This is a genomic window from Burkholderia sp. IMCC1007 (assembly GCF_027257875.1).
Lineage (GTDB): Bacteria > Pseudomonadota > Gammaproteobacteria > Burkholderiales > Burkholderiaceae > Burkholderia.
In genome coordinates this window covers 468,429-495,156 of sequence record NZ_JAPVQY010000001.1, presented here as the reverse complement: position 1 = coordinate 495,156, position 26,728 = coordinate 468,429, and the positions used below count along the sequence as shown (strand labels likewise).

Annotated in this window: 24 protein-coding genes and 2 pseudogenes; 15 read left to right on the top strand and 11 right to left on the bottom strand. The window is 68.0% G+C overall.

Going from position 1 to position 26,728, the window contains the following annotated elements; genetic code table 11:
- Positions 1-57 precede the first annotated feature (57 nt).
- Positions 58-822, bottom strand: a complete 765-nt coding sequence (locus tag O1Q03_RS02465) for a Crp/Fnr family transcriptional regulator (RefSeq protein WP_269501494.1) — start codon at positions 820-822, stop codon at positions 58-60.
- Between the two features lie 223 nt (positions 823-1,045).
- Here O1Q03_RS02465 and O1Q03_RS02460 point away from each other — a divergent pair, with 223 nt between their 5' ends.
- The gene (locus O1Q03_RS02460) at positions 1,046-2,698 is read left to right on the top strand and encodes an acyl-CoA synthetase (RefSeq protein ID WP_269501492.1); all 1,653 of its coding nucleotides are present in this window, start codon (positions 1,046-1,048) and stop codon (positions 2,696-2,698) included.
- A gap of 47 nt (positions 2,699-2,745) precedes the next feature.
- Here O1Q03_RS02460 and O1Q03_RS02455 read toward each other — a convergent pair whose 3' ends face one another.
- The 3 genes and pseudogenes from O1Q03_RS02455 to O1Q03_RS02445 all read right to left on the bottom strand — a co-directional run bounded on the left by O1Q03_RS02455 (position 2,746) and on the right by O1Q03_RS02445 (position 4,191).
- Positions 2,746-3,177 carry a YqaA family protein gene (locus tag O1Q03_RS02455; RefSeq protein WP_269501491.1) on the bottom strand — a complete coding sequence of 144 codons (432 nt, stop codon included), beginning with the start codon at positions 3,175-3,177 and terminating at the stop codon, positions 2,746-2,748.
- A gap of 37 nt (positions 3,178-3,214) precedes the next feature.
- A pseudogene (locus O1Q03_RS02450) lies at positions 3,215-3,382 on the bottom strand (voltage-gated potassium channel protein); the annotation flags it as partial.
- Positions 3,383-3,546: 164 nt separating this feature from the next.
- The gene (locus O1Q03_RS02445; RefSeq protein WP_269501489.1) at positions 3,547-4,191 is read right to left on the bottom strand and encodes a LysE family translocator; all 645 of its coding nucleotides are present in this window, start codon (positions 4,189-4,191) and stop codon (positions 3,547-3,549) included.
- Positions 4,192-4,475: 284 nt separating this feature from the next.
- Between O1Q03_RS02445 and O1Q03_RS02440 the strand changes: the two genes are divergently transcribed.
- Positions 4,476-4,958: an Lrp/AsnC family transcriptional regulator gene (locus tag O1Q03_RS02440; RefSeq protein ID WP_269501488.1), complete on the top strand. Its 483-nt coding sequence runs from the start codon at positions 4,476-4,478 to the stop codon at positions 4,956-4,958.
- A gap of 847 nt (positions 4,959-5,805) precedes the next feature.
- On the opposite strand, the gene O1Q03_RS02435 is transcribed toward O1Q03_RS02440, so the two are convergent.
- Positions 5,806-7,458, bottom strand: a complete 1,653-nt coding sequence (locus tag O1Q03_RS02435; protein WP_269501486.1) for an IclR family transcriptional regulator — start codon at positions 7,456-7,458, stop codon at positions 5,806-5,808.
- Between the two features lie 177 nt (positions 7,459-7,635).
- Here O1Q03_RS02435 and O1Q03_RS02430 point away from each other — a divergent pair, with 177 nt between their 5' ends.
- From O1Q03_RS02430 to O1Q03_RS02420, 3 genes are all read left to right on the top strand, one after another.
- The gene (locus tag O1Q03_RS02430; RefSeq protein WP_269501484.1) at positions 7,636-8,595 is read left to right on the top strand and encodes an MBL fold metallo-hydrolase; all 960 of its coding nucleotides are present in this window, start codon (positions 7,636-7,638) and stop codon (positions 8,593-8,595) included.
- 182 nt (positions 8,596-8,777) lie between these two features.
- Positions 8,778-10,169, top strand: a complete 1,392-nt coding sequence (locus O1Q03_RS02425) for an MFS transporter (protein WP_269501483.1) — start codon at positions 8,778-8,780, stop codon at positions 10,167-10,169.
- 97 nt (positions 10,170-10,266) lie between these two features.
- Positions 10,267-11,616 carry an MFS transporter gene (locus O1Q03_RS02420; RefSeq protein WP_269501482.1) on the top strand — a complete coding sequence of 450 codons (1,350 nt, stop codon included), beginning with the start codon at positions 10,267-10,269 and terminating at the stop codon, positions 11,614-11,616.
- Here O1Q03_RS02420 and O1Q03_RS02415 read toward each other — a convergent pair.
- Positions 11,613-12,413 carry an SDR family NAD(P)-dependent oxidoreductase gene (locus O1Q03_RS02415; protein WP_269501479.1) on the bottom strand — a complete coding sequence of 267 codons (801 nt, stop codon included), beginning with the start codon at positions 12,411-12,413 and terminating at the stop codon, positions 11,613-11,615. The two genes, O1Q03_RS02420 and O1Q03_RS02415, sit on opposite strands and share 4 nt — an antisense overlap.
- A gap of 137 nt (positions 12,414-12,550) precedes the next feature.
- Here O1Q03_RS02415 and O1Q03_RS02410 point away from each other — a divergent pair, with 137 nt between their 5' ends.
- Complete coding sequence (locus O1Q03_RS02410; RefSeq protein WP_269501478.1) at positions 12,551-13,510, top strand: GlxA family transcriptional regulator; 960 nt, start codon at positions 12,551-12,553, stop codon at positions 13,508-13,510.
- Between the two features lie 15 nt (positions 13,511-13,525).
- On the opposite strand, the gene O1Q03_RS02405 is transcribed toward O1Q03_RS02410, so the two are convergent.
- A complete protein-coding gene (locus tag O1Q03_RS02405) occupies positions 13,526-14,017 on the bottom strand; it encodes a 2,4'-dihydroxyacetophenone dioxygenase family protein (RefSeq protein WP_269501477.1) in 492 nt (163 codons plus the stop codon).
- A 166-nt stretch (positions 14,018-14,183) separates the two neighbouring features.
- Between O1Q03_RS02405 and O1Q03_RS02400 the strand changes: the two genes are divergently transcribed.
- From O1Q03_RS02400 to O1Q03_RS02390, 3 genes are read left to right on the top strand one after another with little or no spacing between them, the layout of a single operon-like run.
- Entirely contained in the window at positions 14,184-14,654 is a 471-nt protein-coding gene (locus O1Q03_RS02400) for a MarR family winged helix-turn-helix transcriptional regulator (RefSeq protein ID WP_269501476.1), read from the top strand.
- Positions 14,655-14,691: 37 nt separating this feature from the next.
- Positions 14,692-15,027, top strand: a complete 336-nt coding sequence (locus O1Q03_RS02395; RefSeq protein WP_269501475.1) for a hypothetical protein — start codon at positions 14,692-14,694, stop codon at positions 15,025-15,027.
- Positions 15,024-16,265: an MFS transporter gene (locus tag O1Q03_RS02390; RefSeq protein ID WP_269501474.1), complete on the top strand. Its 1,242-nt coding sequence runs from the start codon at positions 15,024-15,026 to the stop codon at positions 16,263-16,265. The genes O1Q03_RS02395 and O1Q03_RS02390 overlap by 4 nt, the downstream gene beginning before the upstream one ends.
- A gap of 218 nt (positions 16,266-16,483) precedes the next feature.
- On the opposite strand, the gene O1Q03_RS02385 is transcribed toward O1Q03_RS02390, so the two are convergent.
- On the bottom strand, positions 16,484-17,434 hold the full coding sequence (locus O1Q03_RS02385; protein WP_269501473.1) for a LysR family transcriptional regulator: 951 nt from the start codon (positions 17,432-17,434) through the stop codon (positions 16,484-16,486).
- Positions 17,435-17,539: 105 nt separating this feature from the next.
- Here O1Q03_RS02385 and O1Q03_RS02380 point away from each other — a divergent pair, with 105 nt between their 5' ends.
- Together O1Q03_RS02380 and O1Q03_RS02375 are read left to right on the top strand one after the other, a co-directional pair.
- A complete protein-coding gene (locus O1Q03_RS02380) occupies positions 17,540-18,898 on the top strand; it encodes an aspartate aminotransferase family protein (RefSeq protein WP_269501472.1) in 1,359 nt (452 codons plus the stop codon).
- A gap of 49 nt (positions 18,899-18,947) precedes the next feature.
- The gene (locus O1Q03_RS02375) at positions 18,948-20,465 is read left to right on the top strand and encodes a CoA-acylating methylmalonate-semialdehyde dehydrogenase (RefSeq protein ID WP_269501471.1); all 1,518 of its coding nucleotides are present in this window, start codon (positions 18,948-18,950) and stop codon (positions 20,463-20,465) included.
- Between the two features lie 161 nt (positions 20,466-20,626).
- Here the strand turns inward: O1Q03_RS02375 and O1Q03_RS02370 are convergent, their stop codons facing one another.
- Together O1Q03_RS02370 and O1Q03_RS40080 are read right to left on the bottom strand one after the other, a co-directional pair.
- Positions 20,627-21,001 (bottom strand): COG4315 family predicted lipoprotein, encoded by a 375-nt coding sequence (locus tag O1Q03_RS02370; protein ID WP_269501470.1) that lies wholly within the window; start codon positions 20,999-21,001, stop codon positions 20,627-20,629.
- A 272-nt stretch (positions 21,002-21,273) separates the two neighbouring features.
- Positions 21,274-21,468: pseudogene (locus O1Q03_RS40080) on the bottom strand (LysR family transcriptional regulator); the annotation flags it as partial.
- 362 nt (positions 21,469-21,830) lie between these two features.
- On the opposite strand from O1Q03_RS40080, the gene O1Q03_RS02365 reads away from it, so the two are divergent.
- On the top strand, positions 21,831-22,220 hold the full coding sequence (locus tag O1Q03_RS02365) for a nuclear transport factor 2 family protein (protein WP_269501467.1): 390 nt from the start codon (positions 21,831-21,833) through the stop codon (positions 22,218-22,220).
- Between the two features lie 378 nt (positions 22,221-22,598).
- Positions 22,599-22,904, top strand: a complete 306-nt coding sequence (locus O1Q03_RS02355; protein ID WP_269501465.1) for a panthothenate synthetase — start codon at positions 22,599-22,601, stop codon at positions 22,902-22,904.
- Between the two features lie 186 nt (positions 22,905-23,090).
- On the opposite strand, the gene O1Q03_RS02350 is transcribed toward O1Q03_RS02355, so the two are convergent.
- Complete coding sequence (locus O1Q03_RS02350; protein ID WP_269501464.1) at positions 23,091-23,891, bottom strand: helix-turn-helix transcriptional regulator; 801 nt, start codon at positions 23,889-23,891, stop codon at positions 23,091-23,093.
- Positions 23,892-24,023: 132 nt separating this feature from the next.
- On the opposite strand from O1Q03_RS02350, the gene O1Q03_RS02345 reads away from it, so the two are divergent.
- Together O1Q03_RS02345 and O1Q03_RS02340 are read left to right on the top strand one after the other, a co-directional pair.
- A complete protein-coding gene (locus tag O1Q03_RS02345; RefSeq protein ID WP_269501463.1) occupies positions 24,024-25,430 on the top strand; it encodes an APC family permease in 1,407 nt (468 codons plus the stop codon).
- Positions 25,431-25,494: 64 nt separating this feature from the next.
- Complete coding sequence (locus tag O1Q03_RS02340; protein WP_269501461.1) at positions 25,495-26,604, top strand: P1 family peptidase; 1,110 nt, start codon at positions 25,495-25,497, stop codon at positions 26,602-26,604.
- The last annotated feature ends 124 nt before the right edge of the window (positions 26,605-26,728 follow it).

Genomic DNA, 26,728 nt, shown 5'->3' with positions numbered 1-26,728 from the left:
GCTGCCCGAGCGTCTGCGCACACTGCGTCGACGACGGTTGCGTTCATCGCGCCGCGCTCAGATCTGCTCCATGCCGACCTGCGCGAGCGCGGCCAGGTCGACAACGTCGATCTGGTTGTATGCGAGCCGCAGCACGCCGAGTTTCTCGAGTTGCTGCAGCGCCTGGTTGATCCGCTGTCGCGATACGCCGACGAGCATGCCCAGTTCCTCCTGCGAGATCGCGAGCGACGGGCCGGTGTCCGGATACAGATCGGGATTGAACAGTTGCGCGAGCGCCTGCGCGACCCGTGCATCGACGTCGAGCAGCCGGCTGTTCTGGATCGACGCGATGAACTCGCCCATCCGGTTGTTGAGCTGATGGATCACGAAGCGCGTGAACGGCAGGCTCGTGTCGAGCAGCGCATGGAACGTGTCGACCGGCACGAACAGCACGGTCGAGCGCTGGACCGCGACCACTTCGTATTTGCGCAGCTCGCGCTTGATCACGCTGCCTTCGCCGAACCAGCCGCCCGACGGCACGCCGGAAAACGTGCAGCCGCGGCCCGACGCATTGAAGATCGCCAGCTTCAGCAGCCCGCGATGCACGCCGATCCAGTACTCGGACGGCGCGAGCCGCTGCGCGATCACGTCGCCGGCTTCGCGCTGCTCGGCACGCGACTGCGCGAGCACCAGCGCCTGATGTTCCGGCGCGAGCGCGCGGAACCACGCGCATTGCGCGAACAGCGTCGACAGCGCCGGCAACGGGCCCGGTTCGAACGGCGTGCCGGCCGTGGTGGCCGGGGTGGCGGCCGCGTCGGGCGGCGCAACGAGGTGGTCGTGCATGAGTGCGGGTTTGCGAGGATAGGGATAACGCGCAGCGCGCGAAAGGCACTCTGTCGTTTCGATGACAGACGGCTCACAATAGCGCCCGTTAGGCTGTCGGCAATTGAACCACATCAAAACGAATCGGAGTGCACGCAACACGCACGCCGGCCGAACACGAGACCGATGCGTGCGCCGCGGCGTCGACGCACGCGCCGGTCGACAGACAACGGGAGACAGGATCATGACGCAGATGTTCGAGGCCGGACTCGGCCGCCGCGATGCCAACTACGTGCCGCTCACGCCGATCGACTTCCTGGTCCGCGCGGCCGAAGTCTACGGCGAGCGCCTGGCCATCGTGCACGGCGACGTGCGGCGCACGTGGGGCGAAACCTACACGCGCGCGAAGCAGCTGGCGAGCGCGCTCGCGCAGGCCGGCGTCGCGCGCGGCGACACGGTCGCGGCGCTGCTGCCGAATATCCCGGCGATGGTCGAGGCGCACTTCGGCGTGCCGATGGCCGGCGCGGTGCTCAACACGATCAACACGCGGCTCGACATTTCGTCGGTGCTGTTCATGCTGCGTCACGGCGAAGCGAAGGTGCTGATCGTGGACACCGAATACGCGGATCTCGCGCAGCGCGCGGCGCTCGAGGTGCCGGGCCTGAAGATCGTCAGCGTCGCCGACGCGATGCCGGCCGACCCCGCGCGCTTCGCGGGTGCGACCGACTACGAGGCGTTCGTCGCGGGCGGCGACCCCGACTACGCATGGACGCCGCCCGCCGACGAGTGGGACGCCATCGCGCTGAACTACACGTCCGGCACGACCGGCGACCCGAAGGGCGTCGTCTATCACCATCGCGGCGCGTATCTCGCGGCGATCAGCAACATCCTCGAATGGGACATGCCGAAGCACGCCGTGTATCTGTGGACGCTGCCGATGTTCCACTGCAACGGCTGGTGCTTCCCGTGGGCCGTCGCGGCGCGCGCGGGCGTGAACGTGTGCCTGCGCAAGTTCGATGCGAAGACGGTGTTCGACCTGATCCGCCGCGAGCGCATCACGCATTACTGCGGCGCGCCGATCGTGCAGAGCGCGATCGCGAATGCGCCGGCCGAGCTCCGCGAAGGGATCGATCACACGGTGCACGCGATGGTCGCCGGTGCGGCGCCCGCGCCGGCCGTGATCGCGAAGATGAAGGAGATCGGCTTCGACCTGCTGCACGTGTACGGGCTGACCGAGGTCTACGGCCCGGCGACCGTGTGTGCGAAGCAGGCGCATTGGGAAGCACTGCCCGATGACGAGCGCGCGCGCCTCAATGCGCGGCAGGGCGTGCGCTATCACCTGGAAGCGGGCGCGACGGTGCTCGACCCGGACACGATGGCGCCGGTGCCCGCCGACGGCGAGACGCTCGGCGAGATCATGTTCCGCGGCAACATCTGCATGAAGGGCTACCTGAAGAACCCGAAGGCCACCGACGAGGCGTTCCACGGCGGCTGGTTCCATACGGGCGATCTCGGCGTGCTGACGCCGGACGGCTATATCCGCATCAAGGATCGCCGCAAGGACATCATCATCTCGGGCGGCGAGAACATCTCGAGCATCGAGGTCGAGGACGCGCTGTACCGGCATCCGGCCGTCGCGGTCGCGGCCGTGGTCGCGATGCCCGATCCGAAGTGGGGCGAGGTGCCGTGCGCGTTCGTCGAATTGCGCGAAGGCGCGAGCGCGACCGAGGAGGAGATCGTCGCGCACTGCAAGCAGCTGCTCGCCGGTTTCAAGGTGCCGAAGGCCGTGCGTTTCGGCGAGTTGCCGAAGACGTCGACCGGCAAGATCCAGAAATTCCAGCTGCGCAACGCGGTGGGATCGGACAAGGCGATCGATCTGGCGGGGGACAAGAAGTAACGTCGCTGGCGCGCTTCGTGCGCCCGACGCCTCAGCGCGTCAACGCATCAATGCACGACGAGCCACGCGATCACCAGATACCGGCCGACCTTCGCGATCGTGACGATCGCGAGGAAGGTCGGTAGCGGCTCGCGCAGCACGCCCGCGATCATCGTCAGCGGATCGCCGATCACCGGCGCCCAGCTCAGCAGCAACGACCAGCGGCCATAGCGCCGGTACCAGCCCTCGGCGCGCGCGAGCGCGGCCGGCTTCACCGGAAACCAGCGGCGCTCGCGGAAATGCTCGATGCCGCGGCCGAGCGCCCAGTTGATCGCCGAGCCGGCGACGTTGCCGACGCTCGCGACCAGCACCAGCGCCCACACGGGTTCGCGCCCGGCGAGCAGCAGGCCGGCGAGCACGGCTTCGGACTGGAGCGGAAACAGGGTCGCGGCGACCATCGACACGGCGCACAGGCCGCCGTAAGTGAGCAATTCGGACATCGCGCGATTGTACCGGCCGCGCAGCCGCCGGAACCGGTCACGCGGCGTCGGCGGTGCCGAACAGCGGGTGCGAGATCATCGACTTGTCGACCGGTTCGTCGTTCAGCGTGCTCGCGAGGAGTTCGCCCGCGAGCTGCTGCGGCGAGAACACCATGTCGGGCTTCAGCAGGCGCAGGCGCTCGACGTTGCGCTGCTGGTTCACGAGGCGCCGCCCGCGGGTAGTGACGTGCTTCATGCAATCGCCCGGGCGAGCCGGGCATGTCCAACGAACCAGGCGCTACCCTGAAGCATTCCGCGCCCGGCTGCTTTTTCGAGACGGCGACACCGGGCGACGCGGCACCCGCTCGCGCCGCCGCCCCGTCTCCGGCCTCAGTTCCAGCCGACCATGATCGCGCCCATCCCCACCAGCAGCCCGCCCGTCACGCGATTCATCGCGCGCATCCGCGCCGGCCGTTGCAACGCGCGGCTCAGCCGGTGCGAGAACAGCGCCATCGACGCGACGCCGCCGGCGAACAGCACCGCGAAGGTCGTCGCGAGCAGCAGGAACTGCGCGTTCAGGCTCCAGTCGGCGTTCGGGACGATGAACTGCGGAAAGAACGACGGAAAGAACAGCAGCGTCTTAGGATTCAGCCCGGACGTCGCCACGCCGCGCCAGAACAGCGCGCGCCCGGTGTCGGCGTCGGATGCGGCAACCGCGGTTTCGGCCGACGCGGCACCCGCATTCGCCGGTGCGCGGCTGAGCCATTGCTTGCAGCCGAGCCATACGAGGTACGCGGCGCCTGCCCAGCGCAGCACGGTCAATGCATGTTCGTTGAGATGGACCAGCGAGTTCAGGCACAGCGCGGTCAGCGCGAGTTGCAGCAGCACGGCGAGCGTGCCGCCCCATACGCACGGCAGCGCGCGGCGCCAGCCGGTGCGCAGTGCCTGGTTCATCGTGAGGAGGTTGACGGGGCCGGGGGCGTAGATGAGGACGGCGGATGCAGCGAGGAACGACAGATAAAGCCTGAACGACATGACGGGATAGTACGGGAACAGGGAAGTCGGGCGCCGCCCGGCAGCCGGATAGGCCGCGCGGAGGCGGGGAATTGCATGCCTGCAGGTCCGGCGCCGCAACTCGTGATTGCGGCCAGGCGTCCCGGTGCGAGGGGGTTGTCGCGGAGAGCGTGCCGGACCACAGGCATGGAGAAAATGTATCAAGCGGGCCGGTTAAAAGGCTTCCTGTTTTCCAGCCAAACAGACCCGAAACCGGAATCCTGTTCAGATAGAATGCCGATTTTCAGTAGAAGATTCTTTCTGCCATGGCTACCCGCGAACGCACGCCGAAAACCCTCGACAACCAGGACCGCAAGATCCTCGGTGCACTGCAAAAAAATGCGCGTCTGTCGAACGCCGAACTGGCCGAGCAGATCGGCATGTCGACCACCGCGTGCTGGAACCGCACGCGGCAGCTCGAACTCGACGGCTACATCGACGGGTACGTCGCGCTCGTCAACCAGAAGATGCTCGGCTACGCGGACATCGTGATCCTCGAAGTCACGCTCGATCGCCACGAGGACGACGCGCTGGCGCGCTTCGGCGCCGAACTCGCGGCGCTGCCCGAGGTGCTCGAGGCGTATCTCGTGTCGGGCGAATACGACTACTGGATCAAGGTCGCGGTGGATGGCACGGCCGGCTACGAGCGGTTCCTGCGCGAGAAGCTGTACAGGATTTCGAGCATTCGCCACAGTCGCTCGATGTTCGCGCTGCGGTGCATGAAGGATGTGCCGTCGATTCAGGTATGACGGGACAGCGTCGGCCCGGCGATCCGTCGCGGCGGCGATGGATGCGGCTGTGCTGGGGAAGGACGGCGATCGGGCGGCGCGACGCGTGCGCGCGGCCCTGAACCGGATACGGGCGGGAAAATGCCGACGGGGCCGGAAAATGGATGAATCTTCCGCGGCGCCCCGGGCGCGATGCGACGCTGCGTGATTGCGCGTCGTCAGCGCACGCAGCGGCCAGCCGCGGCGTTCACTGACTGTCAAAACCCTGCCGACCGCATGTCGGCACCGGCCATCGCCCATGGCGCTCGCATCGTGCCGAGGCCATTCGAGTCAGGGCCATGCGGGCCTGTTTGATGAAATTCGTCCGGTGCCCCGATCCCGGGACGCGGCGGCCTTGCGGCGCGCGCCGTGACAAGTAGATCGGGCCGGTAATCGTGCCGCCGGCCGGCGGCCAGTTGCCGCGCTTAGCGCGGCAGGCGTGCGTGTGCTTCAGCGATGACTTCGCAGTTTTCCAGGTGGAGCGCCCAGGCTTCTGCGAGCAGCTCGCCAACGCGTGCGAGCCAGCCAGCGGATTCGGTGGAACGGTTCGAGACATTAGACGTTTGCATGACGAAACCCCGGAGAGGTGGTGGATTAGGGATAACCCTAATCATAAAGAAACTTCACCGCGGTGTGAAATGCGATTTCGTTATATGAGAATTACTGACACTTTTTGTTGCTGCCGCGCAACATGTAACGCACCCCCTGCGGACCGTCGTGGCGCGCACGGGCAACGCGGCCGTGGCGAGCACGGCCTCGCATCGAGGAAACGGCAAAAGGGAAGTCAGGCAGGGGGGCGAGCGGCGGCGGTGCAGCGGTCGTGCGGCGATCAGGCGCCGATCCACCCGAACCGCCACGACAGCCGGCGCGTCGCCGCGAGCAGCGTGTGCGCGAGCGCGCTGTCCGGCCCGCGCGGGAAGCCGCGCGACGAGCCGATGATCGCGATCACGAGCCGGATACTGCCGGTGTGATCGAACACGGGTGCGGCGATCGTGCCGATGCCGGGCACCGGCGCGTCGAACGCAAAATCCAACTCGTCCGCGCGGATTGCCGCAAGCCGCGCGCGAAACGCGTCGTCGACCCGCGTTGCGCTGCCGGCCAGGCGCACCGGCTCGTCGGCCAGCAGTCCGGCCAGCACGTCGTCGGACATGCCGGCCGCGAAGATCCGGCCGATCGCCGTATTGACGAGCGACATCACGGTGCCGACCTGCAGGCTCACGTGCTGCGGCCGAGCCGATTCCTCGAGGCGGATCACGGTCGGGCCGAGCGGCCCGAGCGTCGCGGCAGCCACGCTCATGTCGGTCGCGGCGGCGAGCGCGACGATTTCGGCTTCCGCATCGCGCGTCGGCGACACGCGCTGCATCGCGATCAGCCCGAGTGCCTGTGCGAGCGGCCCGCCGCCGAAGCAGCCCGCGTCGTCGCGGCTCAGCAGGCCGATTTTCTGAAGACTCACCAGATGCGGGAACGCCTTGGCAGCCGGCATCCCGGCCGCCGCCGCGAGATCGCGCAGCGGCAGCGCGCGGCCCGCGGAGACGAGCGCGAGCAGCAGCTCGCCCGTGCTGTCGAGCGCGTTGATTCCGCGTTGCGTCTTCGCGTCGTCGCCGAGTGCGGGCGGCACGCGCGACGTGGCCGGCGCCGCGGCCGGTGCGGCCGGCGGTGCGTCGCGTTCCGCGTCGAGCGACGCGATGGCCTGCCGCGCCGCGTCGCGCAACGCCGTCGCGATCGGGCCGTCCCAGCCGACATCGATCGATCCGGTCGAGCCGATCACGGTCAAGGCGAGTTGCAGGCGCCCGTCCGCGTCCAGCACCGGCACGCACATCGCGCTGACGCCGGGGCTCGGCCGATCGACGCCGCGCTCGATCCCGCGCGCACGAATCGCGTCGCATTCGGCCTGCCGCGCGCCGGCATCGGCCGCCGGCTGCGCGTCTTCCGCGCCGGCGAGCGTGTCGCCCGCGCCGGCCTGGCTGGCCGCCATCGCGTCGAGCTGCGCGGGGTCGCCGAAGGCGCGGAACACGCGGCCGGTGGCGGTCGTGTCGAGCGACATCACCGACCCGACGTGCAGGTTCACATGCAGCGGGTAACCGCCGTGCTCGATGCGCACGATCGTCGGCCCAAGCGCGCCCGGCACCGACAGCGCGACACTCAGGCCCACCGTCTCCGCGAGCCGCGCCGCGTGCGGCAGCGCCGCGCGATAGGCCGGCTGACGCTCGATCGACATCAGCCCGAGCCGCAGCGACAGCGGGCCCGGTTCGTAGTTGCCGGTGATCGCGTCGCGCTTGACGAGCGCGAGGCGCGTCAGGCTCACGAGATAGGTGTGCGCCTGCGCGCTCGACAACTCGGCCTCGGCCGCCAGCTCCGACAGCCCGAGCGGTTTGCGCCGGCGCGCGAACGCGTCGAGCAGCCGGCCGCCGACCTCGACGCTCTGGATGCCGCGCTGCGCCTTGGGCGGCGCGTCGTCTGCGCTGACTTCGTGGTTCTGCACGCGATGATTCTTCCGTTGACGAAACCCCGCATGGTATCCGACGCCATTTCCCGCGCGAGCCCACGCGTTTACCCGTATTAGACAATAGCAAGCGGATTTGCCATTGACAAATATCCGGCGCGGGACGATGATCCGCTCACTCCCCTCAACACATGGCTCGCAGCCACGGAACGCAACATGGCCAAAGCATTCGCATCCCAAGCCGATCTGGAAGAGAAGAAGGTCACCTGGACGAAGCTGTCCGAGAACGCATATGCGTACACCGCCGAAGGCGACCCGAACTCGGGCGTGATCATCGGCGACGACAGCGTGCTGATCGTCGACACGACCGCGACGCCCGCGATGGCGCAGGACCTGATCGCGAAGATCCGCAGCGTGACGGACAAGCCGATCAAGCACGTGGTGCTGTCGCACTACCACGCGGTGCGCGTGCTCGGCGCATCGGCGTATTTCGACGAAGGCGCGCAGCACGTGATCGCGAGCCGCGGCACGTACGAAATGATCGTCGAGCGCGGCGAGGCCGACATGAAGTCGGAGATCGAACGCTTCCCGCGCCTGTTCGCGGGCGTCGAGACGGTGCCGGGCCTCACGTGGCCGACGCTCGTGTTCGAGCGCGAGATCACGCTGTTCCTCGGCAAGCTCGAAGTGAAGATCATGCACGTCGGCTCGGGCCACACGAAGGGCGACACGATCGTCTGGCTGCCGTCGCAGAAGGTGCTGTTCTCGGGCGACCTCGTCGAATACGACGCCGCCTGCTATTGCGGCGACGCCCAGCTCGAACAGTGGCCGGCCACGCTCGAGGCGCTGCGCGCGCTGGGCGCCGAGAAGCTCGTGCCGGGCCGCGGCCCCGCGCTGCTGAATCCGGCCGACGTGAACAAGGGCCTCGACTACACGAAGGACTTCGTGACGACGCTGCTCGAGCAGGGCCGCAAGGCGGTGGAGCGCAAGCTCGACCTGAAGGCATCGATGGCGCTCACGCGCGAAGCGATGGACCCGAAGTTCGGCCACGTGTTCATCTACGAACACTGCCTGCCGTTCGACGTGTCGCGTGCGTTCGACGAGGCGAGCGGCATCACGCATCCGCGCATCTGGACCGCGCAGCGCGACAAGGAAATGTGGGACGCGCTGCAGGACTGAGCGGGTCACGATGGCCGGGCGTCCGGACGGACGTCCCGCCGTTTTCCTGAAGGCCCGTGAACGGCGGCGGCGTTGCGCCGCGGCTCACGGCGCCGATTTCCGGTCTCACAAGAAAGCAGGGCGCATGCACGCCCTCGGAGACTGCCGCGCGCTCGATTCGCGCGGCCCGTTTGGAGAGAGACATGCCCCAATCGCTTCCCGGCGAAGCGACGATCGCGCACGCGAGTGCCACGGCGTCGGCTTCCGCATCTTCCGCATCTCCCGCGTATGCGTCCGGATCCGAATCCGGCGACGCGCCGCTGTTCCGCAAGATCGCATGGCGGATCGTGCCGTTCCTGTTCCTCTGCTACGTCGTGTCGTTTCTCGACCGCATCAACATTGGCTTCGCGCAGTTGCAGATGAAGCACGATCTCGGCTTCAGCGATGCGATGTACGGCCTCGGCGCCGCGGTGTTCTACGTCGGCTACGTATTCTGCGAAGTGCCGAGCAACATGCTGCTCGCCCGCTTCGGCGCACGCCGCACGTTCACGCGGATCATGCTGCTGTGGGGCCTCGCGTCGACCGGCATGATGTTCGTGTCGGAGCCGTCGCATTTCTACGTGCTGCGCTTCCTGCTCGGCGTGTTCGAGGCCGGCTTCTTCCCCGGCATCGTGCTGTACCTGACCTACTGGTTCCCCGCGAACCGGCGCGCGGCGGCGATCTCGGTGTTCTTCGCGGGCGTCGCGGTGGCCGGCGTGCTCGGCGGTCTGATGTCCGGCTGGATCATGCGCGACATGAGCGGCGTGCTCGGGCTGCACGGCTGGCAGTGGATGTTCGCGATCGAAGGCGCGCCGGCCATCGTGCTCGCGTTCTTCGCGTTCGCGTATCTGGTCGACCGGCCGCAGAACGCCAAATGGCTCACGCCCGACGAAAAGGCGCGCGTGGCCGCCCTGTGCGCGGAAAGCCGCACGCACGGCGCCGCGCATGGCGCGCACGACGCGCGCAGCGTGGCGGCCGCGCTCGCGAACCCGCGTGTCTACCTGTTCGCGTTCATCTATTTCGCGCTGACCTGCGCATCGCTGACGCTCAATTTCTGGATGCCGCTGATGATCCGCGACTTCGGCGTGACCGACGTCGTGGCCGTGAGCCTCTACACGGTCGTGCCGAATGCGGTGGGCGCCGTGGGGCTGGTGCTGATCGCGCGCCGCTCGGACCGCACCGGCGAACGCCGCAAGCACTTCGCGTGCTGCACGATCGGCGGCGCGCTCGCGCTCGCCGCATTGACGCTGCATCTGCACAGCTTCGCGGCGATGCTCGCGTGCCTGTCGATCGCGGCGACGCTGATCTTCGCCGCGCTGCCGATCTTCTGGGCCGTGCCGACCCGCTACCTGTCGGGCAACGCGGCCGCGGCCGGGATCGCGCTGATCAGCAGCATCGGGATCACGAGCGGCATCGTCAGCCCGTGGGTGATCGGGATGATCCGCACGCGCACCGGCAGCATGGATCTCGCGGTGTACCTGCTCGCCGCGCTGCTCGCGCTGAGCGGCGCCGCGCTGATGCTCGGCGTGAAGCGCGAACCCGCGCCGCACGACTGAATCGCGCACGGTCGCTGCCGGCGCGCGGCGGCGACCGGCGTTCGATTCGACGGCCCGCATTCGTACCCAGCATTCGCATCCATCGAGGAGACGATCGATGTCAGCCCCCCTTCAAGCGGACGCCGCGCAAGCGGTCGCGTCCGGTTCCGTCACGACGGACAACGACGCGCTGTATCGCCGCATCGGCATGCGGATCGTACCGTTCCTGTTCATCTGCTACATCGTGTCGATCCTCGACCGCAGCAACATCGGCTTCGCACAGTTGCAGATGCGCCAGGATCTCGGCCTGACCGATGCGATGTACAGCCTGGGCGCCGTGCTGTTCTTCGTCGGCTACGTGCTGTTCGAGGTGCCGAGCAACGCGCTGCTGCGCCGCTTCGGCGCGCGCCGCACGTTCGCGCGGATCATGTTCCTGTGGGGCGCGGTGTCGGTCGCGATGATCACCGTCGACAGCGCGAAGCAGTTCTACGTGCTGCGTTTCCTGCTCGGACTGTTCGAGGCCGGTTTCTTCCCGGGTGTCGTGTTCTACCTGACGTACTGGTTTCCGGCGCGCAGGCGCGCGTCGGTGCTGTCGATCTTCTATGCGGGCGTCGCGGTGGCCGGGATGGTCGGCGGGCTGTTGTCGGGCTGGCTGATGCGCGGGATGTCCGGCGTGCTCGGTCTGCACGGCTGGCAATGGATGTTCGCGATCGAAGGCGCGCCCGCGGTCCTGCTCGGCGTGATCGCGTGGTTCTGGCTGTGCGACCGTCCCGAGCACGCGCGCTGGCTGTCCGACGACGACCGTCAACGGCTCGCGGCCGACCTCGCCGCCGATCGCGCCGGTGCACCCGCGCACGTCGCCGGCTCGTTGCGGCAGGTGCTGGCCGAGCCGCGCACCTATCTGTTCGCGTTCATCTATTTCTCGCTGACGACCGCGCTGCTGATGCTGCTGTTCTGGATGCCGCTGATGATTCGCGAATTCGGCATTCACGACGTCGTGCACATCAGCCTGCTGTCGATCGTGCCGAATGCGATCGGCGCGGCCGGGCTGATCGCGATTGCGCGGCGCTCGGATCGCAAGCGCGAACGGCGCCGGCACTTCGCCGCGTGCGCGTTCGGCGGCGCGGTGGCGCTCGCGTTGCTGACGCTGCACCTGCCGAGCATCGTCGCGATGATGGCGCTGCTGTCGATCGCGGCGATGCTGATCTTCGCCGCGCATCCGGTGTTCTGGGCCGTGCCGTCCGCGTATTTCGCGGGGGCCGGCGCGGCGGGCGGGATCGCGCTGATCAGCAGCATCGGCGTATCGAGCGGGATGATCACGCCGTGGATCGTCGGCGTGATCCGCACGCGCACCGGCAACATGGATTCGGCGATGCTGATGATCGCCGGATTGCTGGCCGCATGCGCGGTCGCGATGCTGCTGGGCGTGCGCGCCGCACCGCGCGGCGCAGGCCCCGCCGGCAACTAGCGCGCCGCGATGTAGCGGGGCGCGGGCGTATCGGCCGACAGATGCGGCGCCATCGTGCGGCGCGCGGCGTCGTACGCGTCCCATTCGTCACCCGCGTGCAGCGACGGGATCGTCACAAGCTCGCCGCGATCGAACCCGACCAGCGCCGCATCGACCATGTCCGTCGCCGTCATCACGATTTCCTTCGGCAGGTGCTCGAGCGGCAGGCCGCCCGTCTGCCAGAAATCGGTGGCCGTCGCGCCGGGCAGCACGGCCTGCACCTGCACGCCCTTGTCGGCGAGCTCGTGATGCAGCGACTGGCTGAACGCGAGCACGAACGCCTTGCTGCCGCCGTACACGCCGTTCAGCGTTTCCGGCGAGATCGCGACGATCGACGAAATGTTGATCACCGCGCCGCGGCCGCGTGCGACGAAGCCCGGCACGGCCGCATAGGTCAGCCGCGTGAGCGCGGTCACGTTCAGGTCGATCATCCGCGTCATCGCGTCGACGTCGCTGTCGAGCAGCGGCGCATGCGTGCCGATGCCCGCGTTGTTCACGAGCAGCGTGATGCTCGCGTCCTGTTTCAGCTTCGCTTCGACGGCGGCGAGCGCCGCGCGGTCGTTGAGGTCCGCGTCCACGATCTCGACGCTGCGCTGCGTGTCGTTCGTGATGCGGTCGGCGAGGGCGTTCAGCCGGTCGCGGTTGCGCGCGACCAGGATCAGGTCGTAGCCGCGGCGCGCGAGGCGGTCCGCGTAGACGGCGCCGATGCCCGACGACGCGCCGGTAATGAGGGCGGTACCGCGATGTGCTTGCGTCATGATGTGCTCCGTTTCGGTGAGACGAGGATGGCCGGATGGCGTGAACGCATTCTGGCCTCGAAGCGCTGCGACACAAATGACGTAGATGGGTATGATTCCGGACATCGGGCCAGTCGGCACGAAACGGGAGAACGCAGATGCACCGAATCGGTTTTCTGATCAGCGACGGCTTCCAGATCATGGCGCTCGCCGCGCAGTCGGTGTTCGAGTACGCGAACATGGGGATGGACGCGCCGTTCTACGCGATGCACAACTATTCGGTCGACGGCGGCGACGTGCGCTCGTCGCTCGGGCTGCCGGTCGCCACGCGCGCGCTGCGCGGGCGGCTCGGCGTCGATACGTGGATCGTCGCGGGCGTCAACGATCCGCTCGCCGCGCCGGCGCCGGCCGGTGTCGTCGCCTATCTGCGCCGCGCGAACGGGCAGGCGCGGCGGATCGCCGGCATCTGCACGGGCGCGTTCGTGCTGGCCGAGGCCGGGCTGCTCGCGCAGCGTCGCGCGACCACGCACTGGGCGTTCGGCCGCGACATGCAGCGGCATTACCCGGAGATTCGCGTCGAGGACGACCGGATCTTCATCGTCGATGGCCCGATCTGGACGTCGGCCGGGATGACGGCCGGCCTCGATCTCGCGCTCGCGATGGTGGAAAAGGATCTCGGCGCCGACGCCGCACGGTCGGTCGCGCACAAGCTCGTGATGCACCAGCGCCGCGCCGGCGGCCAGTCGCAGCATTCGGAAATGCTCGATCTCGCGCCGAAATCCGACCGGATCCAGAATGCGCTCAATTACGCGCGGCAGAATCTCGGCCGCGCGCTGACGGTCGAGGATCTGGCCGAGGCCGTGCACCTGAGCCCGCGCCAGTTCAGCCGCGTGTTTACGCTCGAAACCGGGCAGTCGCCCGCGAAGGCGATCGAGCGGTTGCGGCTCGAATCGGCGCGGCTGATGATCGAACAGAGCCGCCATCCGCTCGACGTGATCGCGAAGGAGAACGGCTTTCGCGACCGCCGGCACATGCGCGACGCGTTCGTGCGGGGGTTCGGCGTGCCGCCGCAGGCAATCAGGCGCGACGCGCGGGCGGATGAGCGCGAAACGGCCTGAACCCAGCGGGTCAGGTCAGCGCGTGACGAATGCCGTCGCGTCGTGTGGCGCCGTACGCGCATGCTTGCGCTGGCGCAGCAGCGCGACGCGGCAGTTCTCGCGCGCGGTTTCGCGGCCGTCGTCGTCGAGCAGCACGAGGTCGCCGCGCATCACGTTCAGCGTGATGACATCCTCGCCCGGTGCGCCGAGCGTTTCCGGCGTATGCACGGAGCCGGCCGGTTCCAGCACCGTCGAACCGGCATGCGCGACCCAGTCGTATTCGCGGTAGCGCCACGCGCCCTGCAGCGTATGGACGAACACTTCGCCGTCGTGACGGTGGCGCGGCAGCGTGCCGCCCGCCGGCATCTTCAGCAGCGCGGTCAGCGTGTCCTCGGCCGCATTGATGTGCAGGTATTTGATCGCGAGCCCCGGCAGGTCGGCGCTCATCGGCAGCCACGGCAGCGCGTCGCCGGGCAGGCACGAGATCGGCGGCAAGTCAGTGGAGAGCGGGGCGGACGGCTGCGTCATGGCGAAGGCGGGTGGGAACGGGAAGCCCGCATTATCGCAGAGGCGCTGCGAGCGGCCGAATGGGGTGCGGCGTCGCCACGAAAGCGTGCTCGACGGCCCGATCCTTACACGATGAGATGTACAGTCAAACTGTACAGTTTGACTGTCGATATGCTATCTTGAATTGATGAACTCGCCATTGTCTCCCCCCGAAACGCTCCCGTTGGCCGGTCTCGCCGGCGAACTCCGCATCTCGGTCGGCAAGCTGATGCGGCGGATGCGGGAGCAGACCCATCCGAGCGACCTCACGTCCTCGCAGAAATCGGTGTTGCTGCGGCTCGATCGCGACGGCCCGGCCACGGTGTCGGCGCTTGCGCGTGCCGAAAGCGTGCGCCCCCAGTCGATGCGCGTGACGGTCGCGGCGCTCGAGGCGCTCGGCGCGGTCGACGGAGCAGCCGATCCGACCGACGGCCGGCAGACGCTGATCGCGGTCACACCGGGCTTCCGCAAGGTGCTGCAAGCCAACCGCGCAGCCAAGGACGACTGGCTGCTCCGCGCGCTGCACGCGCAACTGTCGACGGCGGAACAGGCCGAGCTTGCAGCGGCCGTGAAGCTGCTGCAGCGGCTCGCCGAATTCCAGGATCCGGCCCGTCCGTAAACCGTATCGATCCGCCTGAGGCAAGGGCACCCCGCACATGAACCTCCTGCATCTCGTGTCGTACTTCTTCGGCGGCGCGTTTCTCGCGAACGCCGTGCCGCATCTCGTCAGCGGGCTGCGCGGCGAACCGTTCCAGACGCCGTTCGCGAGTCCGCCCGGGCGCGGGTTGTCGTCGTCGGCCGTGAACGTGGTGTGGGGCGTCGTGAACCTCGCGATCGCTTATGCGCTCGTGTGCCGCGTCGGCGATTTCGACCTGAAGCGCACGGCCGACGCGGTGGCGCTCGGTCTCGGCATCCTCGTGCTGGGCTTGTTTCTCGCGCGGCATTTCGGCGAACTGCACAGCGGCAACGCGCCCGACCGGGAGCGGCCATGAGCGTGCCGGCCGCGGGCGTGTTCCGCTCGCTGCGCAGCTTCAACTATCGCGTGTGGGCGATCGGGTCGCTCGTGTCGAACATCGGCACGTGGATCCAGCGCACCGCGCAGGACTGGCTCGTCCTCACGCAGCTCACGCATCACGATGCATCGGCGGTCGGCACCGTGATGGCGCTGCAGTTCGGCCCGCAACTGCTGCTGTTGCCGTGGACCGGCTACGCGGCCGACCGCTTCGACCAGCGCAAGCTGCTGATGGCTACGCAGGCGCTGATGGGTGCGCTGGCGCTCGTGCTCGGCGTGCTGACGGTTACGGGCGCGGTGCGGCTCGAGCACGTGTACGTGTTCGCATTCCTGTTCGGCTGCGCGTCGGCGTTCGACGCACCGGTGCGGCAGACCTTCGTCGCCGAGCTGGTCGGCGACCGCGAGCTCGCGAACGCGGTCGCGCTCAACTCGACGTCGTTCAACGCCGCGCGGATGGTCGGCCCGGCGGCGGCGGGCTTCCTGATCGCATCGGTCGGCACCGGCTGGGCGTTCCTTGCCAACGGGCTCAGCTTCTTCGCGGTGCTGGCGTCGCTGTCGCGGCTTCGGGAAGACGAACTGCGCGCGAACGTGCGGGCAGGCCGCTCGCGCGGTAGTTTGCTGGACGGGTTTCGCTATGTATGGCATCGGCCGGACCTGATGGCGATCCTCGTGATGCTGTTCCTGATCGGCACGTTCGGGCTCAATTTCCAGCTGTTCATTTCGACGATGGCTGCCAGCGTGTTTCACGTCGATGCGCGCGGGTTCGGCTTCCTGTCGTCGATGATGGCGGTCGGCACGATCTCGGGCGCGCTGCTCGCCGCGCGCCGCGAGCAGCCGCGGTTCCGTCACCTGTGGATCGGCGCGACGCTGTTCGGGCTCGGCTGCACGTTCGCGGCGCTGGCGCCCGGCTACTGGTCGTTCGCCGCCGCGCTCGTGCTGACCGGGATCGCCGCGATCACCTTCATGAATTCCACAAACAGCCTGATGCAACTGTCCACCGAGCCGGCGATGCGCGGCCGCGTGATGGCGCTGCGCCTCGCGGTCGCGCTGGGCGGCACGCCGATCGGCGCGCCGGTGGCCGGCTGGGTCGCGAACCATCTCGGCCCGCGTTGGGCGCTCGGCGTCGGCGCGGCGTCCGGCTTTGCCGCGGCGCTCGTCGCGACCCACTTCGTCATGCGCAAGCGCGGGCAGCTGCGCCCGGGAGGCGATGGGGGCTGAACGAAGCCGAACCGGAGCCGAAGCGGGGAGCTGAACCGGAAGCCGAACCCAAGCCGAAGCCGAACCTAAGCCGAACCGAAGTCCAAGCCGAAGCCCAAGCCGAACCGAAGCCGAACCGAAGCCGAACCGAAGCCGAACCGAAGCCGAACCGAAGCCGAACCGAAGCCGAACCGAAGCCGAACCGAAGCCGGAAGCTGAACCGGAAGCCGAAGCCGCCGCTATGCCACCGGCTGCCCCGCCGCATGCGCGGCTTCGAGGCACGACTGGAACAGCAACGCGGCCCGCGACGGTCGCGGCGAGCGCCGCAGCAGGCTCACGAACCGGCACCGGTAATTGAACCGGTGCGGCGCGATCGGCTGCATCAGCCCCTTGTTTTCGAAACTCTCCGCGTAGTGATCGGGCAGGAACCCGAGATAGCGGCCGGACAGTATCAGCGTCGCGATCGACTCCTGGTCCGACGCGGTCGCGCTCCGGGTGAGCTTCGCGCGATGGCTCAGCTCCATGTTCGGCGAATGGAACCCGAGCCCGGCGAACGCGTGGCTGCGGATCGTCGTCCACGTGAGCTTGCCGTGCGGCGCGTCGAAGAGCGGATGCTGGCGGCCGCAGTACAACAGCATCCGCTCGTCGAACAATTCCGAATACACGAGGCTGCCCGAGCTGCGGTGAGCCGGAATGATCCCGACCTGATAGCTGCCGTCGATGATCCCGCGCTCGACTTCGTTGATCGACGCGACATGCAGGTTCAGCGCGACGTCGGGCGCTTCGTCGGCAAACTGGCGGATCGCGTCGCCGAGCCGCGCGTTCGCGTTGGTGGCCGTCTTGTCGAATACGGCGATGTGAATTTCTCCGCCCATCTTGTCGTGAATCCCGTCGATCCTGCTGCGAAATGCCTCCATCGACGCGAGCAGTCGCAGCGTTTCCTCGTACACGGTCTGGCCTTCGGCCGTCAGCGTGAAGCCCGCGCGGCCGCGCCGGCACAGCACGAGGCCGAGGCGCGTTTCCAGATCCTTCACATGCCGGCTGATCGTCGAAATGCCGATATTCAGCTCGAGTTCGGCGGCCGCCATCCCGCCGCACTGCACGACGCCCTTGAAGACCCGCAGCAGCCGCAGATCCATGTCGCTGAGCTGCCCGAGCAGCGCGCGACTCTTCGGTTTCTTTGCTTGCATAATTGTGCAAGTGAACATTGATATTGCGATATTCAAAAGACTAATTGGCGTGCCGACAATGCGCAACATCAACACAAGGAGGAGGGGCGCGCCGCGCCGACCGACATGACCGACACGACCATCGCCAACCAGCACGAAGAGACGAATCTCCGCACCGACGCCGCGTGGCTCGACGCCCACTGGATGCCGTTCACGGCGAACCGCCAGTTCAAGTCGGACCCGCGCATGATCGTGTCGGCGAAGGACGCGTATTACACGGACGGCGAAGGCCGCAAGATCTTCGACGGCCTGTCGGGCCTGTGGTGCACGGGTCTCGGCCACGGCCGCGCCGAAATCACGGAGGCCGTGAGCCGCCAGGTCGCGCAGCTCGACTACGCGCCGGCATTCCAGTTCGGTCATCCGAAGTCGTTCGAGCTGGCGAACAAGATCAAGGAGCTGACGCCGGCCGGCCTCGACTACGTGTTCTTCACCGGCTCGGGCTCGGAAGCGGCCGACACGTCGCTGAAGATGGCCCGTGCGTACTGGCGCGCGAAGGGCAAGGGCACGAAGACGCGCCTGATCGGCCGCGAGAAGGGCTATCACGGCGTGAACTTCGGCGGCATCTCGGTCGGCGGGATCGGCGCGAACCGCAAGCTGTTCGGCCAGGGTCTCGACGCCGATTTCCTGCCGCACACGCAACTCGCGGAAAACAAGTTCTCGCGCGGGATGCCCGAGAACGGCGCCGACCTGGCCGATCGTCTGCTCGACCTGATCACGCTGCACGACGCATCGAACATCGCGGCCGTGATCGTCGAGCCGTTCTCCGGCTCGGCCGGCGTCGTCATCCCGCCGAAGGGCTATTTGAAGCGCCTGCGCGACATCTGTACCGCGCACGACATCCTGCTGATTTTCGACGAAGTCATCACTGGCTTCGGCCGGGCCGGCGCGATGACGGGCGCCGACGCGTTCGGCGTGGTGCCGGACATCATGAACTTCGCGAAACAGGTGACGAACGGCGCGCAGCCGCTCGGCGGCGTGATCGCGACGAAGGAAATCTACGACACGTTCATGGCCGCTGGCGGCCCCGAGTACATGCTCGAGTTCCCGCACGGCTACACGTACTCGGCGCACCCGGTTGCCTGTGCGGCCGGCGTCGCGGCGCTCGACCTGCTCGTGAAGGAAGATGCGGTGAACCGCGTCCGTGATCTGGCGCCGCATTTCGAGGCAGCCGTGCACGGGCTGAAGGGCCAGCGCCATATCGCGGACATCCGCAACTACGGGCTGGCGGCCGGCCTGACGATCGCCGCGCTGCCGGGTGAGCCGGCACGGCGCCCGTACGAGATCGCGATGCGCTGCTGGGCGAAGGGCTTCTACGTGCGCTACGGCGGCGACACGATCCAGCTCGCGCCGCCGTTCATCGCGGAGAAGCGCGAGATCGACAACCTGGTCAACGCGCTGTCCGACGCGCTGAACGAAGTGGACTGAGCCCGCGCTCGTTCCCAGCGATAACCGAATTCACGAAAGAGCCAGAAACATGAAACACGACAGCAATGTGACTTCCACCGTCGGCCACCTGATCGACGGCAAGCGCGTCGACGGCGGCAGCCGGGTCCAGCCGGTGTTCGACCCGGCCACCGGCGAATCGCACAAGAGCGTCGCGCTCGCCGACAAGCTGACCGTCGAAGCCGCGATCGCGTCCGCGCAGGCTGCGTTCCCCGCATGGCGCAACACGCCGCCGCTGAAGCGCGCCCGCGTGATGAGCCGCTTCAAGACGCTGCTCGAGGAGCACGCGGAAGAACTGTGCGCGTTGATCACGGCCGAGCACGGCAAGGTGCTTGCCGACGCGATGGGCGAACTGCAGCGCGGGATCGAGAACGTCGAATACGCGACCTACGTGCCCGAGCTGCTGAAAGGCGAGCACAGCAAGAACGTCGGCCCCGCGATCGATTCGTGGAGCGAATTCCAGGCGCTCGGCGTCGCCGCCGGCATCACGCCGTTCAACTTCCCGGTGATGGTGCCGCTGTGGATGTGGCCGATGGCCGTCGCGTGCGGCAACACGTTCGTGCTGAAGCCCTCCGAGCGTACGCCGTCGTCGACGCTGCGCATGGCCGAGCTCGCGCTCGAAGCCGGCCTGCCGCCGGGCGTGCTGAACGTCGTGAACGGCGACAAGGAAGCGGTCGACACGATCCTGACCGACCCGCGCGTGAAGGCGGTGAGTTTCGTCGGCTCGACGCCGATCGCCGAATACATCTACTCGACCGGCTGCGCGCACGGCAAGCGCGTGCAGGCGCTCGGCGGCGCGAAGAACTTCGCGGTCGTGATGCCGGATGCCGACATCGGCAACGCGGTGAACGCGCTGATGGGCGCCGCGTACGGCTCGTGCGGCGAGCGCTGCATGGCGATTCCGCTCGTCGTCGCGATCGGCGACGAGACGGGCGACAAGGTGGTCGCGGGGCTGAAGGCCGAGATCGAGAAGATGAAGGTCGGCCCCGGCAGCGGCGCGGGCGTCGACATGGGGCCGCTCGTCACGCAGCAGCATTTCGAGAAGGTGACCGGCTTCGTCGAAGCGGGCGTGGCGGCGGGCGCGACGCTCGTCGTCGACGGCCGCGGCGTGAAGGTCGACGGCCACGACGGCGGCTATTACCTCGGCCCGTGCCTGTTCGACGACGTGAAACCCGGCATGCCGATCTATCAGCACGAGATCTTCGGGCCGGTGCTCGGCGTGATCCGCCTGAAGTCGCTCGACGACGCGATGGCGCTGATCGACGCGCACGAATACGGCAACGGCACGTGCCTGTTCACGCGCGACGGCGAAGCCGCGCGCTACTTCAGCGACAACATCCAGATCGGCATGGTCGGCATCAACGTGCCGCTGCCGGTGCCGGTCGCGTACCACTCGTTCGGCGGCTGGAAGCGCTCGCTGTTCGGCGACCTGCACGCCTACGGCCCGGATGCGGTGCGTTTCTACACGAAGCGCAAGACGATCACGCAGCGCTGGCCGTCGGCCGGCGTGCGCGAAGGCACGGTGTTCAGCTTCCCGTCGAACCGCTGAAATTGCGGACGCGCGCCGCGGCTGCGCGCATCGCCCGCCCGCGAGCGGGCGCCGCCGCGTAGCCGGCGTGAAGACGCACAGGCCCGCCCCGGTGTTCGATCGGGGCGGGCCCTTTTACGTGTGCGGCGGTTGCGCCGTCGCGGAACGCGCGGAGAGAACGCTTACGGCGCGACCACGTGCCACACGTTCCTGAAGTTGTCGCCGTTGCGGTCGCCCTGTTTCATGTCCTTCGAGAAGAAATATAGCGGCTTGCCCTTGTACGCCCATTGCGGGCTGCCGTCGTCGCGCTTGACGATCGTGTAGGGCCCGACCGGAACGTCGGTCGCACTGGCCTTGTATGGCGGCCATAGGGTTTCGCATTGGCCCGAACAGGCGCTGGTGCCGCCGTTGGGCTTGTCCTTGTCGAACGTGTAGACGGTCATCCCGTTCGCGGCGACGAGCGCGCCGTTTTCTTCCTTCGTGATCGAACCTTGGGCCGAGGCCGAAACGGATGCGAGGGCGAGCAGGGCGGAACTGACGAGCAGCGCGGCTTTCATGGGTACCTCCTTGTAGTCCGGTGGGCGGCGCCGTCGCGCGCATGGCCGGGCGTGCGCGCACTGGCGGGGAATGGTGCCGGAACGCTGCGCCGTGGCCGCCGGTGCGAGCGACGCGGAGTCGAATGGCGGCAAAACGGGCGCGCTTCTTTCACCATAGGCGGTTTTTGGCGGGGCTGCGAGAAGAACGGGGGCGCATCGGCGCCGCGTATGTCTGACGCACGACATGGGCTTGACAGTCCGGTGACCGCATTCGACGTGCGTCCGAGGCCCGGTGCGACGAGGATGTTGCCGGCTTCGGTCAGCACCGGCTGGCGGCGCGACCCGTCGAACAGCTGCACGTTGTATTCCCTTTCGAGCCTGGATCTGCAGGCTCCCGGCCGACTGCGTGAGGCCGATCGCTTCGCCAGCGCGCGCGAAGGTCAGGTATCGGGCGATCGCGACGAGCGTTCTGATGCGCGTAGCGACACGGGCGAGGTGAGGTGGGTGGCGAAGGGCCGGCATGCGGATTGCTTCGCTGACCGATGTGGCGGATGGCGCCATGCGGATCCGGGCTATCCACAGCCGCCGAAGTTAACGAGCGCGGGCCGGGAGGCTGGCAGACAGCCTGCCCGCGCGTATGGAAACGGGCAACCGCGGCACAGGCCGACCGTAGCGACTGTTGCTGGGCGACGCGTGCGGGTTTCCGTGAATGGTCTCGCGTCGCGCGTGCGCGCATATCTGCGAACGCGGAATCGGTCGCGGTCGTTCACGCCGCCCGTATTCGTTTCATCGATGCGTCGAGGGTGCGCGGCCGTTGCGCGCACGCCGACCCTTCGCGGAGGTAACGACGATGCCTGACGACCCCGGTGAAGTCGCGCGCGCCAGCTATCGCGCGTATGTCGACAAGGACCGCGACGCGATCGAAGCGCTGATCGCGCCGGACTTCCATTTCACGAGCCCGCTCGACAACGGGCTCGGCCGCGATGCGTATCTCGCGCGGTGCTGGCCGAACAGCGCGATGCTCGCCGGTTTCGAGTTCGTCGACGTCGCCGTGCACGGCGAATACGTGTTCGTCGTGTACGAAGCCGTCACGACCGCCGGCAAGCGATTCCGCAATGCCGAGCGATTGCGCGTGCGCGATGGCCTGATCGTCGAGGCCGAGGTGTATTTCGGCTGGTACGTGCCGCACCCGGCGCCCGCCGGCGGGTTCATCGAATCGGGTGGTCGATCGGGTGCTTGATGCGGGGCGGGCAGCCGCCCGACACATCCAGAAGCGGTACATCCGGAACGATTCGTCTTCGGCGAAGCGTCGTACGAACTCGGTCGGCGAGAAGCCCGTGATGCGCCGCGTCGCGCGGCTCGGGTGCGCCTGGTCGGCGAACCCCTCGTCCAGCGCGAGCGTGGCCCAGTCGAGCTGTTGCCCGGCGTCCTGTTTTCCCCGTGCAGCGAAGAACACGCGTGCGGTGCAGGTGGCCGAACGCTGTTCACGCGATGCGGTGGCGTCGAATCGTCGGAATGTGAATGCGTGCCGGCAACGGATTTCGGCGCCGCTGGCGCGGCATCGCGCAGCACCTATGCTTGAAGGGCCCAGGCCGGGCAGAGCCCCAGGAGGATGATCATGCGCATGCTTCTCAACATACGAATCCCTCACGAGCCGTTCAACACGCTGGTGCGCGACGGCAGCGTCGGCGACGTGATCTCGCGAATACTCGACGCGGCGAAGCCGGAGGCCGTGTATTTCACCGAGCAGAGCGGCGCGCGCGGCGCCGTCGTGATCGTCAATCTGGATGATCCGTCGCAGATCCCGGCGCTCGCGGAGCCGTGGTTCCTGATGTTGAATGCAGACTGCGAGTTTCGTGTGGCTATGCTGCCGGACGACCTCCGGAACGCCGGGCTCGCGCAACTCGGCGCGAAGTGGAAGTAGCAGGACGCTGCGCATGACCACGCCCCGCTCGACCACCGGGCGGGACGCATGGCGCGGCGCTCGCGTGCCGAGGACACTGTTGTCGACGGAACATGCGTGACCGCTTCCCCGGATGACCGCGCGTCGACGCGACTCACGAATCGTGCCGGATTCCGCGTCCGTTGCCATCCGTCCTGATCGATGCGCTCATCCGGGTGCATCTTCCCCCAGCGCCTGAATGAACCGCGAAAACAGCTCCGGCTGCGACGAGATCCCGAGCTTCGCGTACAGATGCCGCCGATGCACCTTCACCGTCTCCGGTGAAATCGCGAGCCGCTCCGCGATCGCCTTCGACGAATTGCCGCGCAGCACCATCCGTGCGATCGACATCTCGCGATCGGTCAGCAGACCGGCGCCGAAGCGCGCGAGCGCCTGTTCGACGCGCGCGCCGAGGTCGGCGTCGGGCGTTGCGCGCGCGGCGTCACCCACCAGCCGCCAGTGTTGCCGGATCGCCGCGAGCACCCACGGCATCGCGGCCGTCAGTTTGCCGAGCGGCTCGACGTCGAAGCGCGTCGATGCACCGAGCGACAGCGACAGCAGCATGTCGGGGTTCGGCCGCAGCAGGATCTGGATCTCGTCGTCGCCGACCGCATCGCGGAAATAGCTCAGGAAATATTCGCTGTGCCGGAACAGGTCGGGCGCGACTTCCTCGAGCCGATAGCAGCCGTCGGCGAGCCCGTCGTGCGCGGCCTGCAGGAACGGGTCGAGCAGATATAACCCATTGAGGTAAAGCGGCACCGGCGACGCGCTGTCGGCGCCGCCCGCGTCGTATTCGTCGAGCACGAGCGGCACGCCGTCGCGGCCAATGGCGGTCGCGAGCGCGTTGTCGAACGGCACCATTTCGTTGAGCAGCAGCACCAGGAAACGCCAGAAGCGCGGCTGGCCGAGATGATCGATTGCGCGGCCGAGCGCCTGGTGCATCGCGATTTCGGAGAAGAGACGATCCATACCACCACCGGAGGGCGTAACACGAAGGGGGAATAGCGGTCGTGAATTTGGCTTCCTAGACTGCCACGCAATCAACCGGGCCCGAGTATGGGCGTTCAAAAAAAAGCAGGATAGAAGCTACAGGAGAACGAAATGGCGATGATGTCGGAATCGACGGGCACGCTGCAAGCGACGCCTGCCACGCAAGACGCGCCGCGCGCGTTGTCGCAGACGCTCAGCGTGCGCGACGCAGTGATGATCACCGTATCGGGCGTGACGCCCGCCAGCTCGATCTTCGTGATCGCGCCGTTCGCGATCCAGCAGGCGGGCAGCGGCGCGGTGCTGTCGTTCGTGCTCGGCGGCGTGCTCGCGCTCGCGTTCGCGCTCTGCTATGCCGAACTGAGCGCCGCGCACCGCAGCGCGGGCGGCGAGTACGTGATGGCCAAGCGCGTGTTCGGCACCCTGCCCGGCTACCTGACCTTCATCACGGTGCTGTCCGTCAGCGTGTTCATTCCGGCCGTGCTCGCGAGCGGCGCCGCGCCGTACCTGAACAACGCGCTCGGCACGCACTTCAGCAACCAGTCGGTCGCATTGACGATCGTGCTGCTCAGCTACGTGCTCGGGATGCTGAACATCAAGACGAACGCGTGGATCACCGGCGCGTTCCTCGTCGTCGAGATCGGCGTGCTGATGCTGATCGCGGGGCTCGGCTTCGGCTCCCCGCATCGCGGCGCGGACGTGCTCGTCGCGCCGGTCGTCGTGAGCGGCACTGCGCTGGTGCCCGCCACGCTCGCGGCGATCGTGCCGGCGATCGGTACGGCGATCTTCTGCTACAACGGCTTCGGCTCCGCCGCGTACCTCGCGGAAGACCTGCGCGGCGGCAACCGCAACGTCGCGAAGGCGGTGATCTATTCGCTGCTCGTGATCCTCGTCGTCGAACTCGTTCCGCTCACGGCGATCGTGCTCGGCGCGCCATCGCTGACGGAGCTGACGAAGAGTGCCGACCCGATCGGCTACGTCGTGCGCTCGCTGAGCAATCCGGTGGTGTCGCGCATCGTCAGCGGCGGGATCTTCCTGTCGGTGTTCAACGCGATCATCGCGATCGTGATCACGATGGGGCGCCTGCTCTACAGCAGCGGCCGCCACGCGCTCTGGTCGCGCACCTGCAACCGCGCGTTCTCGACGATCCATCCGCGCTTCGAATCGCCGTGGCTCGCGACGCTCGCGCTGGCGGTGCCATCGGCCGGGCTGGTGTTCGTGTCGAGCCTCGACGAGTTGACGGCATTCACGGTCGACCTGCTGCTGCTGATCTACCTCGTCGTCGGGCTGGCCGCGCTTGCGAGCCGGTACGTGCGCCGCGACGTCGAACATCACTACCGGATGCCACTGTGGCCCGTGACGCCGCTCGTCGCGGTGGCGGGCGCCGCGTACACGCTCTACACGACGCTGGCGACGGCGACGAAGTCGACCGACCTGTTCATCATCGGCGGGCTGCTGGTGGCTGCGCTGGTGATGTACGGCGTCTGGGCGCGCCACAGCGAGGCGTTCCGCTCGCTCTGAACGCCGTGGCGAAACCTTGCCACACCGAAACATCGAACCATTGAAACACTGGAGGAGCTGCATCATGCGCACGAGGGATCTCGGCATCCGCATCGGACTCGGCACGCCGGGCCGCTTCAACGCGATCACGGACGTACCGGGCGTGCGGGTCGGTCATTGCACGCTGAACGTCGAGAACGGCGACGCGTCGATCCGCACCGGCGTCACCGTCATCGAGCCGCGCGCGGGCGCCGCGCACGATGCGCCGTGCTTCGCGGGCGTGCACGTGCTGAACGGCAACGGCGACGCCACGGGCCTCGAATGGATCCGCGAAGCCGGCCTGCTGACGACGCCGATCGCCTATACGAACACGCACAGCGTCGGCGCGGTGCGCGATGCACTGATCGCGAACGAGCGCGAAGCGGCGGCCGGCCGCGTGTACTGGTGCATGCCGGTCGTGATGGAAACCTACGACGGTCTGCTGAACGACATCTGGGGGCAGCACGTGAGCGCCGCGCACGTGCAGCGCGCGCTGGCCGCCGCGCAGTCGGGGCCGGTCGCCGAAGGCGGCGTGGGCGGCGGCACCGGCATGATCTGCCACGAGTTCAAGGGCGGCATCGGCACCGCGTCGCGCGTGACCGCGGCCGACGCAGGCGGCTGGACCGTCGGCGCGCTCGTGCAGGCGAACTACGGCGTGCGCGACATGCTGCGCGTGGCCGGCTATCCGGTCGGCGACGTGCTGCGGCACGTGCATTCGCCGTTCCGCGCAGCAGAAGCGAAAGGCGAGGCCGGCATGGGCTCGATCGTCGTCACGATCGCGACCGACGCACCGTTGCTGCCGCATCAGTGCACGCGCGTCGCGCAGCGCGCGAGCGTCGGGCTCGCGCGCGTGGGCGGCGGCACCGAGGATTCGAGCGGCGACATCTTCGTTGCGTTCGCAACGGGCAACGACGGGCTGCCGGCCGCGAACTACGGCAGCAAGGGCGCGCCGACGACCGGCGTGCGGATGGTGAACAACGACCATATCTCCGCGCTGTTCGTCGCGGCGGCGGAAGCGGTGGAAGAGGCGATCGTGAATGCGCTGGTGGCGGGCGGCGACGTCGAGTCGCGCGGTGTGCGCGTCGAAGGGCTGGGGCATGCGCGCTTGCTGGATGCGTTGCGCGAAGTGGGCTGGCGGCCGGGGCGCGGCGCCTGAAACGGCATGCGCCGCTTCAATCGAAGCGGCGTGGCGAGCGGTGTTGCGGGAGCGACGATCGGCCGGCTCGCCGTGCGTTCGCGCATGCGCTGCGCGAGCGGCGGGCCTGGCCGTGACGACGCGG